Origin of the sequence: Sporolactobacillus kofuensis, assembly GCF_024125425.1 — a bacterium.
GTDB classification, from domain to species: Bacteria; Bacillota; Bacilli; order Bacillales; family Sporolactobacillaceae; genus Sporolactobacillus; species Sporolactobacillus kofuensis.
On record NZ_JAMXWN010000007.1, the window covers coordinates 119,350 to 138,546 of the forward strand.

At 43.9% G+C, this 19,197-nt stretch carries 14 protein-coding genes, 1 riboswitch and 1 other annotated feature (1 of these 16 only partly in view); of the genes, 11 read left to right on the top strand and 3 right to left on the bottom strand.

Features of this window, described 5'->3' with window-relative positions; all coding sequences use genetic code 11:
- Positions 1-28 (top strand) — a binding site (T-box leader); it begins 200 nt to the left of the window's first position.
- Positions 29-85: 57 nt separating this feature from the next.
- The 8 genes from pheS to NIE32_RS07600 all read left to right on the top strand — a co-directional run bounded on the left by pheS (position 86) and on the right by NIE32_RS07600 (position 12,927).
- A complete protein-coding gene (gene pheS / locus NIE32_RS07565) occupies positions 86-1,123 on the top strand; it encodes a phenylalanine--tRNA ligase subunit alpha (protein WP_253054440.1) in 1,038 nt (345 codons plus the stop codon).
- A 15-nt stretch (positions 1,124-1,138) separates the two neighbouring features.
- Entirely contained in the window at positions 1,139-3,550 is a 2,412-nt protein-coding gene (gene pheT / locus NIE32_RS07570) for a phenylalanine--tRNA ligase subunit beta (protein WP_253054442.1), read from the top strand.
- 402 nt (positions 3,551-3,952) lie between these two features.
- The gene (locus NIE32_RS07575; protein WP_253054444.1) at positions 3,953-4,504 is read left to right on the top strand and encodes a CvpA family protein; all 552 of its coding nucleotides are present in this window, start codon (positions 3,953-3,955) and stop codon (positions 4,502-4,504) included.
- Between the two features lie 49 nt (positions 4,505-4,553).
- The gene (gene polX, locus NIE32_RS07580; RefSeq protein ID WP_253054446.1) at positions 4,554-6,272 is read left to right on the top strand and encodes a DNA polymerase/3'-5' exonuclease PolX; all 1,719 of its coding nucleotides are present in this window, start codon (positions 4,554-4,556) and stop codon (positions 6,270-6,272) included.
- Positions 6,273-6,314: 42 nt separating this feature from the next.
- Positions 6,315-8,672 (top strand): endonuclease MutS2, encoded by a 2,358-nt coding sequence (locus NIE32_RS07585; RefSeq protein ID WP_253054448.1) that lies wholly within the window; start codon positions 6,315-6,317, stop codon positions 8,670-8,672.
- A gap of 96 nt (positions 8,673-8,768) precedes the next feature.
- Positions 8,769-9,086 carry a thioredoxin gene (gene trxA, locus NIE32_RS07590; protein WP_253054450.1) on the top strand — a complete coding sequence of 106 codons (318 nt, stop codon included), beginning with the start codon at positions 8,769-8,771 and terminating at the stop codon, positions 9,084-9,086.
- Between the two features lie 361 nt (positions 9,087-9,447).
- Positions 9,448-11,229, top strand: a complete 1,782-nt coding sequence (uvrC, locus tag NIE32_RS07595) for an excinuclease ABC subunit UvrC (RefSeq protein WP_253054452.1) — start codon at positions 9,448-9,450, stop codon at positions 11,227-11,229.
- A 62-nt stretch (positions 11,230-11,291) separates the two neighbouring features.
- Positions 11,292-11,471, top strand: a riboswitch (Lysine riboswitch).
- A gap of 223 nt (positions 11,472-11,694) precedes the next feature.
- Positions 11,695-12,927, top strand: a complete 1,233-nt coding sequence (locus NIE32_RS07600) for an aspartate kinase (RefSeq protein WP_253054455.1) — start codon at positions 11,695-11,697, stop codon at positions 12,925-12,927.
- Between the two features lie 136 nt (positions 12,928-13,063).
- On the opposite strand, the gene NIE32_RS07605 is transcribed toward NIE32_RS07600, so the two are convergent.
- The gene (locus NIE32_RS07605) at positions 13,064-13,531 is read right to left on the bottom strand and encodes a YslB family protein (RefSeq protein ID WP_253054457.1); all 468 of its coding nucleotides are present in this window, start codon (positions 13,529-13,531) and stop codon (positions 13,064-13,066) included.
- Positions 13,532-13,728: 197 nt separating this feature from the next.
- Here NIE32_RS07605 and fumC point away from each other — a divergent pair, with 197 nt between their 5' ends.
- Together fumC and NIE32_RS07615 are read left to right on the top strand one after the other, a co-directional pair.
- Positions 13,729-15,117, top strand: a complete 1,389-nt coding sequence (fumC, locus tag NIE32_RS07610; RefSeq protein ID WP_253054459.1) for a class II fumarate hydratase — start codon at positions 13,729-13,731, stop codon at positions 15,115-15,117.
- Between the two features lie 158 nt (positions 15,118-15,275).
- Entirely contained in the window at positions 15,276-15,500 is a 225-nt protein-coding gene (locus tag NIE32_RS07615; RefSeq protein ID WP_010026148.1) for a helix-turn-helix domain-containing protein, read from the top strand.
- Between the two features lie 377 nt (positions 15,501-15,877).
- Here NIE32_RS07615 and NIE32_RS07620 read toward each other — a convergent pair whose 3' ends face one another.
- Entirely contained in the window at positions 15,878-17,821 is a 1,944-nt protein-coding gene (locus tag NIE32_RS07620) for a right-handed parallel beta-helix repeat-containing protein (protein WP_253054461.1), read from the bottom strand.
- A gap of 536 nt (positions 17,822-18,357) precedes the next feature.
- Positions 18,358-18,684: a hypothetical protein gene (locus NIE32_RS07625; protein ID WP_253054463.1), complete on the bottom strand. Its 327-nt coding sequence runs from the start codon at positions 18,682-18,684 to the stop codon at positions 18,358-18,360.
- Between the two features lie 268 nt (positions 18,685-18,952).
- Here NIE32_RS07625 and NIE32_RS07630 point away from each other — a divergent pair, with 268 nt between their 5' ends.
- Positions 18,953-19,177 (top strand): hypothetical protein, encoded by a 225-nt coding sequence (locus tag NIE32_RS07630; protein ID WP_253054465.1) that lies wholly within the window; start codon positions 18,953-18,955, stop codon positions 19,175-19,177.
- Positions 19,178-19,197: the final 20 nt, after the last annotated feature.

Below are 19,197 nucleotides of genomic sequence, written 5' to 3' on the forward strand. Positions count from 1 at the left end.
GGTGGTACCGCGACGCTTCGTCCCTTTTTGGGGACGGGGCTTTTTTGGTTTTAAGGATGTTCAAAAAGTGAAGGGATGAAGTGAGATGTTAAAAGAGAAATTGCTTGAACTGCGTGAGCAGGCGTTCGAACACATCAGTTCGGCAGATGGATTAAAGGCGCTTCAAGAGGTTCATGTCCGTTTTCTTGGCAAAAAAGGGCCAATCACAGAAGTCTTGAAGGGAATGGGCAAGCTTTCAGCTGAGGAACGACCGGTTATCGGACAACTTGCCAATGATGTTCGAAAAATGATCGCGACGAAAATTGAAGAGAAGCGAACATACCTAGAAAATAAATTGCTTGAAACAAAGCTGGAATCAGAAAAAGTTGATGTCACATTGCCGGGAAGAAAATCAGAAACCGGGAATCATCATCTGCTTGGTTCGATTATTCGTGAGGTAGAAGACCTTTTTATTGGTCTCGGGTTCTCCATTGAAGAAGGACCTGAAGTTGAGCAAGACTATTATAATTTCGAAGCACTGAACTTACCGAAAGATCATCCGGCACGTGATATGCAGGATTCTTTCTATATTACGGATGATCTGTTGATGCGTACGCACACTTCACCGGTTCAGGCACATACCTTGGAAAAGCATAAGGGTGTTGGCCCTGTTAAAGTCATTTGTCCAGGAAAGGTCTATCGACGGGATAATGATGATGCCACGCACTCTCATCAGTTTATGCAGATTGAAGGTCTTTATGTTGACCACAATGTACGTCTAAGTGATTTGAAAGGCATTTTGACTGTATTCGCGAAGCATATGTTTGGAGCAGATCGTGAGATTCGCCTGCGTCCAAGTTTCTTCCCTTTTACTGAACCCTCTGTGGAGATGGATATTTCCTGCTTCAGGTGCGGCGGACATGGATGCTCAGTCTGCAAAGGTACTGGTTGGATTGAAATTCTTGGCGCCGGTATGGTTCATCCGAATGTGCTGCGGATGTCCGGGTTTGATCCAAGCGAGTACACCGGTTTTGCATTTGGGATGGGACCCGAACGCATTGCCATGCTGAAATACGGGATTGAAGATATTCGAAATTTCTATACGGACGATATTCGTTTTCTGAAACAATTTAATCGGGCGTAAAAGGGAGAGATTAACATGCTGGTTTCCTATAAGTGGTTGAAAGAATATGTAGATTTAAGCGGAGTGACGCCGGAACAATTAGCAGATAAAATTACGAATGCCGGTATTGAGGTCGAACATATTAACTATCCGGGGGAAGGCTTGAAGGGCATTGTCATCGGTGAAGTGTTAACATGTGAGCCGCATCCTGATTCGGATCATCTGCACGTGTGCCAAGTTAATTTAGGATCGGAAACGGTGCAGATCGTCTGCGGTGCACCGAATGTTGCGGCGGGACAGAAGGTTCCGGTTGCCACGAACGGTGCAAGGATTGCGGGTAATGTCAAGATCAGGCGGTCAAAATTTCGAGGTGTGGAATCGAACGGTATGTTATGCGCACTGAGTGAACTGGGCGTCGATAAGGCTTTGGCACCTTACGAAGACGGCATTTATGTTTTTGACGATGAAGTACCGGTGGGTGAAGATGCACTGCCTTACTTGAATCTCGATGATGCCATTCTCGACTTGGATATTCTTGTGAACAGTGCCCACTGTATGAACATGATCGGTGTTGCCTATGAAGTGAGCGCCATTCTCGATCGACCGGTTCAAATTAAAGAGCCGGTAGTTGAGGAAACGGATCAAGAAACTGCTGAAAAGGTTCGTATCACGGTTGATGCCGAGGATAAAGTTCCTTATTACAGTGCACGAATGATGACAGGTATTAAAATCTTACCCTCACCGCGCTGGATGCAATTGCGCTTGATCGCAGCCGGTGTCCGTCCAATTAGTAATGTCGTGGACATTTCTAATTATGTGATGTTGGAATATGGTCAACCGTTGCATACTTTTGATTATGACAAGTTCGGGTCCAATCATGTGTCTGTTCGCTTTGCAGGGGACAATGAAGAATTAACGACTTTAGATGGGAAAAAAAGAGCGCTGAATGCTCATGACTTGCTCATTACGAATGGGCATAAAGGTGTTGCACTTGCCGGTGTTATGGGTGGCCAAAATACAGAAGTTTCCGCGTCTACTGAATCTGTTCTGCTCGAAGCTGCAGTGTTTGATCCAATGACCATCCGCAAAACGGCCGCTCGACTATCCTTGCGTTCTGATGCCAGCAGCCGTTATGAAAAAGGGATAGATCGGAACCGCGTTGCACGTGCTGCAGACCGTGCCGCAGAATTGCTTACAAAGTTTGCTCATGCGCGTGTGCTCAAAGGGATCGTAGAAAAAGGAAAACGTACAGTGCCGGAACATAAGATCACAATGCCATGGCAGAAGATTAATCAAGTGCTTGGTTCGGATCTGACTTGTGAACAAATTACCGGTACCTTAAAAAGGTTGAATTTCTCTGTTACAGGAGAAGGCGAAATCATGCATGTATCCGTACCTGCAAGACGGTTTGATGTCACGATTCCAGAAGATCTAGTTGAAGAAGTCGGTAGGATTTTCGGGTATAATCACATTCTTGCAACGCTTCCTGAGGGTACATCATCGCACGCAGCACTGACACCGTATCAGAAGATGCGCCGAAGAGTGGAGCTATTGATGGAAAGTATCGGGTTGAGCCAGGTCTACACCTATTCTTTGACAACAAAGGAAAATGCTTCCTCCTATGCGGTTGAGACGAGAGATACGGCACCAACTCAAGTCATTTGGCCGATGAGCGAGGAACATGGGGCGCTTCGGCAAAGTATTGTTCCTCAACTGCTTAACGTTGTCCAATATCATCTGAATCGACAGATGCCGAATGTGAAGTTCTATGAAATCGGAAAAGTATTCCTTCCGGTTAGCGGTGATCCAAGGCCTGCTGAAGAAGAGCATTTGGCCGGAATCATCACAGGTAAACGGACTGAACGAAATTGGGAAGGTGAATCAACGGACGTAGATTTCTTCTCAGCAAAAGGAATGGTTGAAACTCTGTTTGATGCGTTAGCGGTTAGTGATCAAATCGACTATCAGCCTTCTAAAAGAGAAGGGATGCACCCTGGCCAAACCGCAGATATTTTATTCAATGGGCGAGTGATTGGTTATGTTGGTGCCCTGCATCCTAAGGTACAAGCTAACCACGGACTCAATGAAACCTATGTGTTTGAAATTGCTATTGAATCACTGCTGCGTCATGGGGAACCTGCGATTGATTATCATATTTTGCCACGTTTCCCTTCGACAACACGTGACATCGCATTAGTCGTTAAACGAACAGTTGCTGCTTCAGACCTTAACCGTGTCATTAAGGAAAATGGTTCACCGCTCCTCAAATCTGTGCGCCTCTTTGATGTTTATGAGGGCGATCACGTTGCGGATGATGAAAAATCTATGGCTTTCTCACTTGTGTATTTTGATCCGGAACGGACCTTAACGGATGATGAAGTGAATGCCATTCATGAGAAGATTGTCAGTGCCTGTGCAGAACAATTTGGAGCAGAACTGAGAGGTTAATATAATGAAATGAAACCGGTGTGGGCATGAGCCTCCTCCGGTTTTATTTAAAATAAGACAGTATTAAAGTTTTTGGCTTAAAAATGAAGTGAGCTGCGCGGCGCCTAGGAGCGTCCTGGTGATCGCGAGACAAGTGAGACCCGGAGATCGCAGGTTGTGACCGAGGAAGCTCACGATCACCGAGGCAAGCAATCAAGCAAAGCGGAATTGAATCAAAATAAGAACTGGGCGTTTTGCCCAGTTCTTCTGATAAATTGATAACTTTATTTTTCATACTCTCAAGTTTCTGATATGATAAAAGCAAAAAGCGGCACCATTTGCCGAATCTTACTAAAGGTACCTTTTCTTCTGTGATCGGTAGTACTTCTTATGATGCTAATTACGAAAGTTGGGATAGATCTTATGCTCTTGAACTTGATACTCCTTGTCATTCTTGTCTCCGGTTTTTTTATGGGATTCAGGCGCGGTTTAATCTTACAACTTGTGCATCTGGCAGGGTTTGTTGTGGCTTATATTATCGCAATGATGTATGTCAAACCTCTTGCAGGAACTTTGAAATTTTGGATTCCGTTCCCGACTTCTGCGCAACAAAGTGATATGTTCCAATTTCTAGGGAACATGGATCTCCAGACTGCGTATTATCGGGCAATTGCATTTGTGATCCTGTTTCTAGCCGTTAAGATCATTTTGAATATCTTTGGATCGATGCTTAATTTTCTTGCAGAGTTACCAATCGTGAGATCTGTGAACCATTTAAGTGGTGGATTGTTTGGTTTTATTGAAGTGTATCTCATCGTGTTCTTCTTGCTGTTTGCCGGTTCGTTAACGCCGGTAGGTGAAATTCAATCAGCCATTCACCAATCATCGCTTGCCCAATCAATGATTGCACATACCCCGGTATTTTCGAAGATGTTCAAGGACATGTGGGTCGCATTTGCTGGTTGGTTTATTTAAACGAAAATATATTTATCTGATGTTATGCGTTCTGAAAAGGTGACTTTGAATGAATAAGAAACAAATTATTGAACATCTTGATTTGATTGCCTTATATTTGGAAATAAAAGGTGAAAACCCGTTTAAAATAGCAGCTTACCATCGTGCAGGCCTCGCTCTGGAGAATGATCCGAGATCAATGGACGAAATTGAAAATTTAAGTGAACTAAAAGGAATTGGTCGTTCAACCGCCCAAGTGATTACGGATTTAGTGACAAGTGGGAAATCAACAGTATTGCAGGACCTTGTTAAGGAGATCCCTTCCGGACTCTTACCGTTGCGCAACCTTCCAGGTCTTGGTGGAAAAAAGATTGGAAAACTGTATAGAGAACTGGGCATTACTGATCAGTCTTCACTGCAGGAAGCATGCGAACAAGGCAAGGTCAGCCAACTCTCAGGATTTGGTGCGAAAACGGAGGGAAATCTCCTTGAGGCATTGAAAGAGCAACAGCATCGTCCGAGTGTCCTGCCAATTCCCTACATGCTTGATCTTGCGGAACAAATAGAACGGGCACTTCAATCTTGTGACCATGTGCATCGATTCTCGCGTGCCGGTAGTTTACGCCGAGCAAAAGAAACAATGAAAGACCTTGATTTTGTTGTTGAGACATCAGACCCGAAACAAGCAGCTGAGGATTTGCTCCAGAAGTTACCGATTCATGAGATCATTGGGCAAGGCGAGGCGAAAATGACCGTCCTGCTGGATGATCACAATCAAGTGTCGGTTGATTTTCGTTTTGCAACAGCGGAAACTTTTGCATCGATGCTGCTCCATTTCACCGGTTCGAAGGAACATAACGTCCTTCTTCGACGTCTTGCAAAGGAGCGCAATGAAAAGATCAGTGAATATGGGATCGAGAAGGAAGACGGGACAACCAAAGTATTTCAGAACGAGGCAGAAGTTTATCGTTATTTTGGCTTAAATTTTATTCCTCCTCAGGCACGTGCAGGTCGAGATGAATTAGATCGTGCGAAAATAGGCCCCTTGCCTCTAATTTCCCTTTCCAATATTAAAGGCGACCTACATATGCACTCCACTTGGAGTGACGGGGCACATACGATCGAAGAGATGGTAGAGGCGATGCGCGCGCGTGGGTATAGATATGCCTGCCTGACCGATCATTCTCGCTCGTTACGGGTCGCAAACGGCTTATCGATTGAGCGTTTGGAGAAACAAATTAATGAAGTATCAAGCATAAATGAAAGTAATAAGGACTTTACGCTTTTTTCCGGAGTAGAAATGGATATTCTACCGGATGGACGATTGGATTATCCGGATGACATACTTAGACAATTGGACTTCGTGATTGCATCCATCCATTCCTCTTTTTCCCAAGACAAGAAGCAAATCATGAAACGTTTGGAAAATGCTTGTCGAAATCCTTATGTGCGACTAATTGCTCATCCCACGGGTCGGATGTTAGGAAAACGTCGAGGCTATGCCGTGGATGTTGAAGCATTGATTGCGCTTGCCGCTGAGACCGGCACGGCTCTTGAATTGAATGCAAGCCGCTTCCGTCTTGATCTATCGTCGAAGTGGCTAGGAAAAGTGCAAGAGGCCGGGGTGAAGATTGCCATTGATACAGACAGTCATTCTTTGAAGATGATGGAGGATATGAAGCTCGGTGTAGAGACAGCGATCCGTGCCGGAATCAAGCCGGAGAACGTCCTCAATACATGGCCCATTGATCAACTGAAACACTTTTTACAGCAAAAAAAACCAGTTTAACCGAATAAAGAAGGCATCCTCAAATAGAGGGAGATGTGATGATTGAACGAACACGCTTTAAGAATACTCGAATATGGAAAAATAAAACAACAGGTCATGCATTATACAGCATCCTCGTTAGGGAAAAGTAGGATTGAAACGCTTGTCCCATCTGGAGATCTTGATGAGGTGAAACGTTGGCAGGAGGAAACTGATGAAGGCGCTACGGTGCTTCGACTCAAGGGTTCGGTTCCCTTCGGAGGGATTACCGATATCCGTCCACCGTTGAAACGCTCTAAGATCGGCGGGATGCTTCAGGCGAAGGAACTGATTGATATTGCAGATACAATCCGTGGTTCCCGATTAATGAAAAATTTTATTCTCGATCTCGTTCATGATCGAGAACTGGATCTGCCTATTTTGATCGAACGCGTCGATACGATTGATCCTCCCGGAGGCTTAGAACGTAAAATTCGCAGCGCCATCGATGATCAAGGCGGGGTTATGGATTCTGCGAGTCCTGCACTCCGTCATATTCGCAGTCAAATTCGGACATGTGACAGTAGGGTAAAGCAGAAACTGGAAAGTATTGTCCGATCAAGTGGGACCGCGAAGATGCTCTCTGAAGCGATCATTACGATCCGTAATGATCGCCAAGTGGTGCCGGTCAAACAGGAATATCGTGCATCATTCGGCGGTATTGTGCATGATCAATCAGCATCCGGTGCAACGTTATTTATTGAACCACAGGCAATTGTCGACTTGAATAATCAGTTGAGTGAGGCAAGAGCGAAAGAACGGCATGAAATTGAACGTATTCTGCGTGTCCTATCCGAGGAAACTGCAGAATTTGCAGATGTAATGCTTCAGGATGTGGAGTCTCTTGCTCAGCTTGATTTTATTTTTGCGAAGGCAAGTTATGCACATCAAATGAAAGCCACTCGTCCAAAATTGAATGATCAAGGCATTATTCAATTGAAAAAAGCACGCCATCCACTTATCGATCGCGCACGTGTTGTTCCGATTGACGTTATTTTCGATGAACAAACGCATGCTTTGATCATCACAGGACCGAATACAGGCGGGAAAACGGTATCCTTGAAGACCATTGGTTTGTTGACACTAATGGCACAGTCCGGCCTGCAACTTCCGGTAGATGAAGGTTCGGAAGCCAGTGTTTTTCGTGAAGTGTTCGCAGACATTGGTGATGAACAATCGATTGAACAAAGCCTCAGTACCTTTTCATCGCATATGACGAACATCGTTGAGATTTTAAAGGATGTTGATTTTAGTAGCCTTGTACTCTTTGACGAACTTGGTGCAGGTACCGACCCTCAGGAAGGTGCGGCATTATCCATGGCCATTCTCGATGCGGTATATGGGAAAGGCGCCACGATCGTCTGCACCACCCACTATAGTGAACTAAAGGCCTATGCCTATGAACGCACAGGTGTGATGAATGCGAGTGTTGAATTCAATGTCGAAACCTTGAGTCCAACGTACCGTTTGCTCCTTGGTGTCCCTGGTCGAAGTAACGCATTTGAGATTTCAAGAAAGTTGGGATTACCCGCAGACATTATTGATGGTGCCCGTCTTCAAATCAGCACGGAAACCAATCAGGTCGATAAAATGATTGCCTCTTTGGAGAAGAATCGAAAAACGGCTGAACTGGAAGAGGAAAAAGCACGTAAGCTGAAACTCGAAGTTGAAGCAAAAGAGGCCGATCTCTCTAAGAAATTGCGCGAGCTGGAACATGACAAGGAAGACATATTGAAGAAGGCACGAGAAAAAGCTGAACATGCACTGAAAGAGGCAAGACGTGAAGCTGAGGAGATCATTGAGGAGCTGCGTCATTATAAGAATAATGGTGAAGTCAAAGACCACCAGCTGATCGATGCGAAAACGAAACTCGCTCATGCGTTAGATGCTCTGGAACAGAACGATTCAGGTAAAAAAATTCAGCCACAAAAGAAAGTGGCAACCGGCTTTAAGCCCGGCGATAATGTAAAAATTATCAGTTTCGGCCAGGATGGCTATATCGTGAATAAAATCAGTGATCAGGAATATTTGGTACAAGCCGGGATTCTGAAGATGAATGTCAAAGCGAACGATCTGAAGAAAATAAAAGAAGAGAAGAAAGTACGACCGGTTGTGAATGTGCGCACATCAGCGCGTACCGTTAAGCCTGAACTTGATCTTCGCGGAGAACGCTATGAAGATGCGATGCTTAAAGTTGAAAAGTATCTTGATGAAGCGATGCTTGCCGGATACCCGCGCGTTTCCATCATTCATGGCAAAGGCACAGGGGCGTTGCGTAAAGGCGTGACTCAATTAATTGATCGACATCCACGTGTAAAAGCATCCCGTTTGGGTGCACAAGGAGAAGGCGGCAGTGGTGTAACTGTCGTGGAGTTTAACTAGTCAATTGTTTCGAGCTGAATAATGGCATCTATTGAGTGGAGATGCTATACTTTGTGACATAGAGCATTTTGAACTTTTTGAGGAGGTTTTTTGGTAATGGCTATTAGTCAAGTAAATGATGCAAACTTTACGGATGAAACGTCAAAAGGACTTGTACTTGCTGATTTCTGGGCAACTTGGTGTGGACCATGCAAAATGATGGCACCGGTTCTTGAAGAAGTGGATTCTGAATTAGCGGATAATCTTAAAATTGTGAAGTTGGACGTTGATGAAAATCAAGCAACAGCCAGCAAATTCGGCGTTATGAGTATCCCAACGATGTTCTTGTTCAAAGACGGCGAAGTTGTCGATAAAGTTGTTGGCTTTCAGCCTAAAGAAGCATTGGCTGAACGCATTAAGCAACACATCGGCTAATTGAACTGTTTTCCTCAACCGGGACGCATTGCGCAGCGCGCATGTTGTCCCGGTTTTTCTATTGTACAAAAAGAAAAAATTTATAAATAAGCGAAGATGTGAGACGCCAGCGGGATCAGCGGACCAGCGAGACCCCGCAGGCAATTGCTTGTTCGAGGAGGCTCGCGGTGCGCCCGCGGCAAGCGAGCAATCGGAGCATAAACGATGCTAAGTATAGACTGATATTTTTGCCAAGTTTTTCTCATTAGCGATACCTCCATGTTTCCAACAGTTGAATGTTTCTTAATCCTCGATGATAATAGGTAAGGTAAGTGCAACAGGAGCGTTTGGAAACTGTATTGATTTTAAAGGATGATCATTGATGGTAAGTCAGAACATTAAAGAGAAATTAAGCTTGCTTCCAAAGCAACCCGGATGCTATCAGATGAAAAATGCCCAAGGTGAAATTATCTATGTGGGCAAAGCAAAGAATCTGTTCAATCGCGTCCACTCCTATTTCAGTGGATCACATGATGCGAAGACACAACGGTTGGTTGCGGATATTGCAGACTTTGAATATATTGTTGTTTCATCAGAAATTGAATCACTTCTGCTTGAAATTAACTTGATTAAAAAATATGACCCTAGATACAATATCATGCTAAAGGATGACAAAAGTTATCCGTACATTAAGTTGACGTCGGAGAAATATCCGCGCTTAATCATCACGCGCAAAGTGAATCGAAAGAGTGGCAAATACTTCGGACCTTACCCGAACGTCACTGCTGCGAATGAAACGAAACGGTTACTTGATCATTTGTATCCGTTACGCAAATGTCGAACGCTCCCTAATCGAGTCTGCTTGTACTATCATATTGGCCAATGTCTTGCACCTTGTGTGAATGAAATTCCCCAAAAAACATATAACGATATGGCTGAAGAGATCACACGTTTTCTAAATGGTGGCTATCAGGATGTGAAAAAAAGACTTCATCAGGAAATGCTTGACGCATCGGATCAGCTTAATTTTGAGAAGGCGAAAGAATTACGGGATCAGATTAGCAGTATTGAGACCATTATGGAGAAACAGAAAATTATTTTTAATGACCTGGATAATCGTGATGTTTTTGGCTATGCCTATGACAAGGGCTGGATGTGTGTGCAAGTCTTCTTTATGCGTCAAGGCAAGTTGATTGAGCGAAAAGTATCGATGTTTCCCTTTTATCAGGAACCTGAAGAGGATTTTCTGACCTTTATTGGTCAATTTTACAGTCATCAGAATCATATAAAACCTAAAGAAGTACTGATTCCTCAGTCCGTTGATCGTAACCTTATCGAGCAGATGCTGGAGACCGAGGTGCTTCAGCCGCAGCGTGGACGAAAAAGAGACCTCGTTGAAATGGCTGTGAAAAATGCGGGTATCGCACTAAAAGAAAAATTTGCGCTGATTGAACGTGATGAAAAAAGAACAGTTGGTGCCGTTGAACAGCTTGGCGAAGCGTTGGATATGCCGGCGCCGCGTCGTATTGAGACCTTCGATAACTCAAATATTCAGGGGGCGGACCCTGTATCAGCGATGGTTGTTTTTGAAGATGGTCGGCCAAAAAAGAGTGAATACCGCAAGTATCGTGTAAAGACAGTCAATGGGCCGGATGATTATGCGACGATGCGTGAGGTCGTGCGAAGACGCTATGCGCGTGTCCTAAAGGAAGGCAAACCACTTCCGGATCTTATTCTGATCGATGGAGGTAAGGGACAGCTTTCTGCAGCAATTGATGTTCTCGAGAATGAATTTGGTCTTTATGTACCGGTATGTGGGCTGGTGAAAGACGATAAACACCGAACCGCTCAGCTTGTTATTGGTGAACCTGCTCAAATTGTGCCGCTCACAAGAAATAGCCAAGCTTTTTATTTACTTCAGCGTATTCAGGATGAGGTGCACCGTTTTGCGATTACTTTCCATAGACAGGTGCGGGCCAAATCAATGATCCACTCTGTCTTGGATGACATTCCTGGAATTGGCAAACAGCGGAAACAGCTACTGCTCACTAAATTTGGTTCGGTCAAAAAGATTCGCGAAGCGAGCAGTGAAGAATTACTGAATGCCGGACTTCCTGAGAAAGTTGCGGAATCAATCAGAAACTATTTGGACAACTCACAATAAAAAGGTATTGTTTCCATGGATTAGGTTTGTTATAATTTCCATAACTTAATTTTTCAAATATCTGAAGTGATAGAGGAGCAGTCTTCATGAGTAGACCGCGCGAGAAGGGTGAACTTCACTGACCGCGGCTGAAAGGGAATCCTGCCGAAGCTGGAAATGGTTCATCTCATTTCCGGACTGGATCTGCATTGAATAAATGCAGAGCTGTCACACTTGTACAAGTGTGGAGAACTATCTCAGCATGTTGAAAAAGATTGACTGTTCAACAGCGGGGATCTCTCGCTGTTCTTTTTGTCACTGCAGAGAATGAAACATAAGGAGCACGCACTTATCAAAGAAGATCCCAAAGATTACGAAAGTCGTTTGCGATTATTTGACGGACTTTTCGAACATGATCGAATCTTAGAGGATCCGGAAAGAGCGTAGCAAGAATATGCCGGTCATAGTTTAAAGGAGCGAGTACAGGTGGCATTAACAGTAATGAAGTTTGGCGGGACATCAGTAGCGTCTGTTGAACGGTTGCAGAAGGTAGCGGATCGAATTATTAAAAAGAAAGAAGCCGGGAACCAAGTCATTGTTGTGGTTTCTGCCATGGGCAAAACAACCGATGCACTTGTCTCGATGGCTGACGAGATTTCCGACAGACCGTCCAAGCGAGAAATGGATGTGCTCTTATCGACGGGCGAACAGGTGACGATTGCTTTGCTCTCTATGGTCCTGATTGAACGTGGTTATGATGCACAATCCTTTACCGGCTGGCAGGCTGGAATCAGAACGGAAGCAGTTCACGAAAGTGCACGGATCGCATCGATTGACACCTCAATAATCCGTCCACACTTAAAAAATGGCGGTATTGCCATAGTCGCAGGTTTCCAAGGTGTGACTGAGGAAGGCGCAATCACGACGCTAGGGAGAGGCGGTTCGGATACTTCCGCTGTTGCACTTGCGGCCGCATACGGCGCAGAGCGTTGCGAAATCTATACGGATGTGACCGGTGTCTTTACGACCGATCCGCGCTATGTGAACAAGGCAAGAAAACTGAAGGAAATCAGTTATGATGAAATGCTTGAAATGGCTTATCTTGGTGCAGGCGTTCTACACCCTCGTGCGGTAGAGTATGCGAAGAATAGTCATCTTGAGTTGGTGGTGTGCTCCTCTTTTTCAGATGAAGAGGGTACCGTAATTAAGGAGGAAGTTTCGATGGAGAAGACAAAATCGGTCAGAGGACTCGCTTTTGAGAAAAATGTGACGAAGGTGACGTTGCTCGGACTTCCGAATAATGTGGTTGCCGTTTCAAGGGTGTTTGATGCCATTGCAGCGAAACATATTAATATCGACGTCATTGTCCAGAATGTACTTGATGAAGCGAGAACAAGCCTTTCCTTTACAGTTGATCAAGAGGTTCTGAACGAAACCCTTGATGTGCTTCGTACACAGAAGAATGATCTTGAGTATCATGAAATGATCTTCGAATCGGAACTTGCAAAGGTGTCCATTGTCGGTTCGGGCATGGCTTCCAATCCAGGCGTCGCTGCACAGATGTTCCATGCGCTCGCTGAACAAGGCGTAAAGGTAAAAATGATAAGTACATCAGAAATCAAGGTATCAACGATCATTGATGAACACAAATTAAACGTAGCTCTTGATACGCTTCATGAAACGTTCCATCTGGCAGAAGAAGAATCGGTAAGTTTGTAATTCAGGCAACATAAGTTGATGAACGTTATCTCTAATAATGTGGTTTATCTTATGAAAACTACCCCAAAGGACAACTCCTTTGGGGTAGTTTTCTGCATCAGACAATTCCTTTATGAACGATTCTTAAGGGAAAAATTCAGACTCCTGTTGAAACCGAATCTTTAACGTCCCATTTAATGAGAAAGATCACTTTTTTCTGTCGGCCGGTCTTCATTTCCATATAGGTTTCTGCAACATAGCCGTTTTGATGCTGAATCTGTTCAGCGATAAACCCAGCCTCAAGCGAAAAACTTCCTGAATCCGGGTAATCTTTGATTCGTGACTCAACGAGCGGTGAAGTACATTCGAACGTCATAGTATTTTTTGACTTACTTACCTGTTCAAGAGTACCCCATCCTGCGCGTTCAAAAAAAGTGATAATCTCCTGCTCGTTATTAAGCGGGTATTGGCGTGCCAGCTTGCGTCCCGACCAATAAAGGATTGAAGCTGTTTCTTTTCCGAGTAACTCGGGAATAAGTACATTTCTTATGAGTTCATAACCGAAAGCAGGAACGGTAGCATCACCGTAGTGTTCCGGTTGCGGGCAGTTTTCGTTTCGCGTCATCTTCGATCCCTCCAACAACTATTATAACTGTCTTTTTCCCGTTACACTATGATCACAATTTTTTTTCATAATTGTGTCTTTGGAAGAAGTTATCCGTTCATATTATCGAGAGACGGAATTTTAACACAACGATGATGATTCACAAAACGGAAATTGTATGTAAAACTAGATATAGGTTATTAGAAGGGATGAATGGAATGGATTTCAGAATAGAAAATGACACACTTGGTGAAGTTAAAGTCCCATCAGATCGGTTATGGGGTGCACAAACGCAGAGGAGCAAAGACAATTTTAAAATTGGCTGGGAACAGATGCCAACTGAAATTGTTCATGCCTTTGCTATTCTGAAAAAGAGCGCGGCTATCGCAAATCAAAAATTAGCAATCTTGAATTCAGATAAAGCTGAGGCCATAGTACGGGCAGCTGATGAAGTGATTGCAGGAAAATGGGATAATGAATTTCCACTCGTTGTCTGGCAGACAGGAAGTGGTACACAATCGAATATGAACATGAATGAAGTGCTCGCGCATCGCGCAAATCAATTACTCTCCGAATGCGGTTGTGAAGCGCGCGTACACCCGAATGATGATGTGAATAAAGCGCAGAGTTCAAATGATACTTTTCCAACCGCTCTCCATATTGCAGCGGTCCAAGCTACAGTTGATCAATTATTTCCAGCGCTTGATGCGCTAAGCGAAACGTTGAATAACAAAGCAGAAGAATTCAGCGATGTTGTGAAAATTGGACGCACGCATTTACAAGATGCAGTCCCATTAACCGTCGGCCAAGAAATCAGTGGTTGGGCATTTATGCTGAAAGAATCGAAGGCATTGATTGAACGTACATTGAGCCACTTGCAAAGTTTGGCCATAGGTGGAACTGCGGTCGGTACCGGATTAAATGCTCCGGCTGAATTTGGTGCGCTGACTGCCAGAGAAATAAGTACGATTACCGGCAAGTCTTTCTATTCCTCAGAGAACAAATTCCATGCGCTCACGAGCCATGATGCAATCGTTGCGGCACATGGTGCATTGAAAGCACTCGCTGCAAACCTGATGAAAATTGCCAACGATGTGCGCTGGCTTGCCAGTGGTCCACGGTGTGGGTTGGGTGAATTGGAAATTCCGGCAAATGAACCGGGAAGTTCGATCATGCCGGGCAAAGTGAATCCAACTCAAGCCGAAGCCGTAACGATGGTCGCTGTTCAAGTGATGGGCAATGATGCAGCGATTGGTTTTGCAGCAAGCCAAGGAAATTTCGAGTTAAATGTGTTCAAACCGGTGATCGGTTATAACTTCCTGCAATCCGTGAAGTTGTTAACCGATGTGATGCACTCGTTCACTATCCACTGTGCAACAGGAATTCAGGTTAACCGGGAAAAAATCGATTATTTTCTTCACCATTCACTGATGCTTGTGACCGCCTTGAATCCGAAAATCGGCTATGAAAAGGCAGCGAAAATTTCAAAGTATGCACATAAAGAGGGGACAAGCCTTCGTGAAGCAGCCATTGCACTTGGCATACTCAGTGGAGAAGAATTTGACGCCTTTGTGAAACCAGAGCAAATGGCTCATCCTCATCAATAAAATGCTTCCTCAAATGCAATTATGAGTAGAATTCAAAAAGGTTTACGGGCACTTGCGTAAAATCATCAATCTTCGCACGCATCGTCCTTGTTTTCATAAAATGTTAATGACTAAAAGCCTTCCCCGCCCGCTCTTCTGCTGAGCAAGGAGGGGGAATTTTGAAGGAAGAATATCACCGTCCAAAACCTTTGCTGACGAAGAGGGAAAGAGAAGTTTTCGAACTGCTTGTCCAAGACAAGACGACGCGAGACATAGCCAAAGAACTCTTCATTAGTGAAAAAACCGTTCGTAACCATATTTCAAACACCATGCAAAAACTTGGTGTGAAAGGACGCTCCCAGGCGGTTGTCGAACTGCTGAGGCTCGGAGAACTCAAACTATAGCACCGGCCGGTTCCTGATGAAGGACCGGCTGTTGTTTTTTGTTTGTAAATCACATCTCGAGCGTAGTGCGTAGCTTTTGCAATTTGAAGGCCTTATTAATGAGAGCAGCAAGACAACAATCAAAACCACCTTTCACTAGCCAAACCCCAAAAGCGAAGGGTGGGTGTTTCGCATGCTATGTATGCAAAACGTACTAAAGTCTATAAATAATAAAAGAGGATGCCTCAATATTGACGAACACAATTCTGAGACATCCTCATAGAGATCAGCTATTTGATTAAAGTTGATAGTAATTTAGTGATTTGTCCTGATTCTCAATAATTATTCGTGTACCGCAAATACTGTTTAGAGAAGCGGCATTATTTTAATGCGTGAACTTATTGCTTCTCATATGCGCCTAGATCCGGTGCGGAACCAAGATAGGGGATACCGACATCCACACCTTTATCAATCAGGTCACTACCCGAGGTCAATCGTGCAAAATTATTTTCCGGCAGGCTGCCGTCGGCATTTCTTGGCGCTTTGGCATCGGCTGTTGCAATGCTTTCAAAATCTGCGCTGTTTGCTGTCACAGGCAGATTCCAACTGTCGTTTTTCTGTACTGCTCCACTGTATAATTTCGCGTCACCTTTCACTTCATCAAAGCTGACGTTATTTATAAAGGTATGTGGTCCGCCTTGCGTGGGCGCAACAGCAAAATAAAAGCCCCAATCAGAATCAAAGGCCAGACAGTTGTATAGTTTAACTCCACCAAGAGCACCGGATGAACCATTCTGATCAAAAGCCTTATGATTACTGTTTACACCATATTTATTATCAAAGGAAACGCAATTCGTTACGACATGTTGACCATAACTGGTGCCGCCGCCAAGCTTAAATCCGCTACCATTACCGGCCCAGTTACTTCCGGAATAATTAAAACTTTTTTCATCTCCATTATGCCATGTGTAGCAATGGTCAATGGTCACCGGATACTGGGCCATGTACAAATCCCAACCGTCATCGGAATTTTCCCATGCGCGGTCGCCATAGAAGTAATTCCCATTACCAGGATTCAATTTGCAGGAAAATCCATCAGCGTTTCCCCCGTCTCCCGTGGAACCACCTTTATCGTAGTTAAGATAGGAGTCGCAATTGATTATTTTATTATAAGCGGCTTTACTGCCATCATTTGAAACATTTTTATTCAAGCCAATATACAATCCACTATCATTGTTATTGTGAATAACAGAATTCTCCACAGTATTGTGGCTACCGTAGATTCTAATCCCCTTACCGGCTGCGTGTTCAACTTCCAAACCTTTTAGATGCCAATAATCTCCGGTGATTCTAATGCCAAAAGTACTGGTACCTGAGCCTTCGCCAGAGAAGTCAAGTATCGGCTTCTCATTGTTATAGGCGAAGATGTTGATTGATTTTTCCGATGAACCGCTACTGCTAAGATCGATCACGGATGACAGATGGTATGTACCCCCTCGGACATAAATGGTCGTTCCCGGTGAAGCTACTGAAACCGCCTTTGAAATCGTTGCAAATGGTGCATCAATTGTTCCGTCATTTGAATCGCTACCTAACGGCGATACATAGTAGGCCGCATTTGCGTCCGGTGTTGATGAACCCGATGATGGATCCGGCGCCGGATCAGATGGTGAAGCAGGCGGTGTCGTAGGAGAGCTCGATGACGAATCGGACACATTGTCTGAGACAACAATATCGTCAAACTCGGCTATTGCTTTCGCCACCAAGCCAATGGCACCGGAGGTCAAGCTGCTGTCTGTCGCTGTCAGCTGAAGTGTGCCGTTAACATAAACATTAATCGTTGAACCTGAAAATTCAAGTTTGATGGTATACCATTTATTTGTCTCAAAGGTATAATTTTTACTTATCAATGTTGAAGCTGAACCATTAATCTTTTTCCTGATTTCTAATGCATTGCCTCTGTATAAGGAAGCGGCATAGTAATTATTCGCATCCTTAAATCTTCCGGCAATCATGACTCTGTTCGAATTAAAATTGCCGACCTTTACTTTTGCCTCGACGCTGTAGTCTGTCCAGGACTGACTACCCGCAGAAGAACGTCCTTCCGTACTTGTGCCTGTTTGTGTATAAACCGTTGTATCCCCTGATGGTTGTGTTGCATCTGTCGCAGTGCCCCAGGTTCCGAGAGTTGCTGCCCATTTGCTTGCTCCACTTTCGAAGTTGTCACTAAATGACGAAGAAGCTAAAGCATGCGGCACCCCGAGCGGGAGTGCAACAACTGTAAAAGTAAGCACTAATGCAAGAGTAAGTATTAATTTAAAACATTTACCATCCGTATGCATAATACGCCCCCGATAAAAATATTTTTTTAACATGTCAAATATCGTCGAAAGGATTTTTTTGTTTATAGGTACATAGAGCCTTTTTTACTCCTAGCTTCGTGTTCAAAACGATCATAATTCTAGTTCATTAGACCGTATGTGTTGGACATGAAGTCGACGATTTTCATTTATTGGATACCCGGAAAAGGAGCAGGAAGTGGCGCCAAGAAAACTTAGACTGTTTATCTGCACTTGGTACTCAAACGATAGCACCGGCTGTTGTTTTTTTCGGTCAGAAAGTAGAACGATTTTTGCTTATGCAGCGAAGATGCGAGACGCCCTGGCAGGCGAGAAATCGAAGCGCATTTAATGCAAGATAAGGATGGTTTTGCCCAGTTTTTTTGGATAAGATTCTTATGAATGGATTCTAGTCAATAAAAAAGATACCTGTGCGAACCGATGGTGCATCGCGCGGGTATCTTTTAATTTTCGCGTCGTATTGGCAAGGAGAGCTGTCCTGTTTCAAAAAGCAAGAGCAAGTAAACGATCAAAGCAGCTTAACAACCCCTTCGAACCTCTTCCATGAGCAGTTGTAAGATTAATTCTTTTTTTGTTGCAACTCTTATCAGTTCTATAAGCTTCTCAGGATTTTCACGTCTCATTTTCACTTGAAAACTGGTATCACTAATTGCTGTTGCTAATGCGTGCTCAATATGAGCAGCAGATTCAACAAACTCAATATATGTTTCATCACAACCGTTGAAACAAGTCGTGCATCGATTTTTATGGCAATTCGTATAAACATCTTTTTTACAATAAGTGTGTTCTTTTGGTTTCGAGAAGAACTCTTCCGCAGGATCCTTATCAAAAAATGACGACGCCATTCCGCAATCACCTCCACTTTTAACTTATGTAATTACAATGACCATGAATAGGTGAAACCATCATGAAAACAAAAGAAAAGGCACTGACCTATTGATAATAAACGCCTGTGAAATGCTTAACGAATCGGCCGATTTGGACCTATAGGTTATGAGAATTGTTCCTGTCCTAGTTAAATTCCCATTTGTGTTCATCACAAGACGTTCATCTATACTGCTAAGGTGCAAATGAATAAAGTGATAGTGAACTTAATGAAAAGGAGATGGAACAATGGCTTTAGTTAAAGCAGTTGAACATATGGAAGACGCGTTAGCGGGGGCTTTACGTTCTGTTACAGAACAAAGAAAGGTTGATCGAAAAGATCTTGAAAGCATTTTAAAACTAATCATTAAGAAAGAAATTCTATTGGAATTCCTCTTGGAAGAGGGACGAAAGCACGAAAAGACTCGAAAACCTCATAAACCGCATAAGCCACATAAAAAACCTAGATGGTGATCTGAGGCTCACGGATCGCC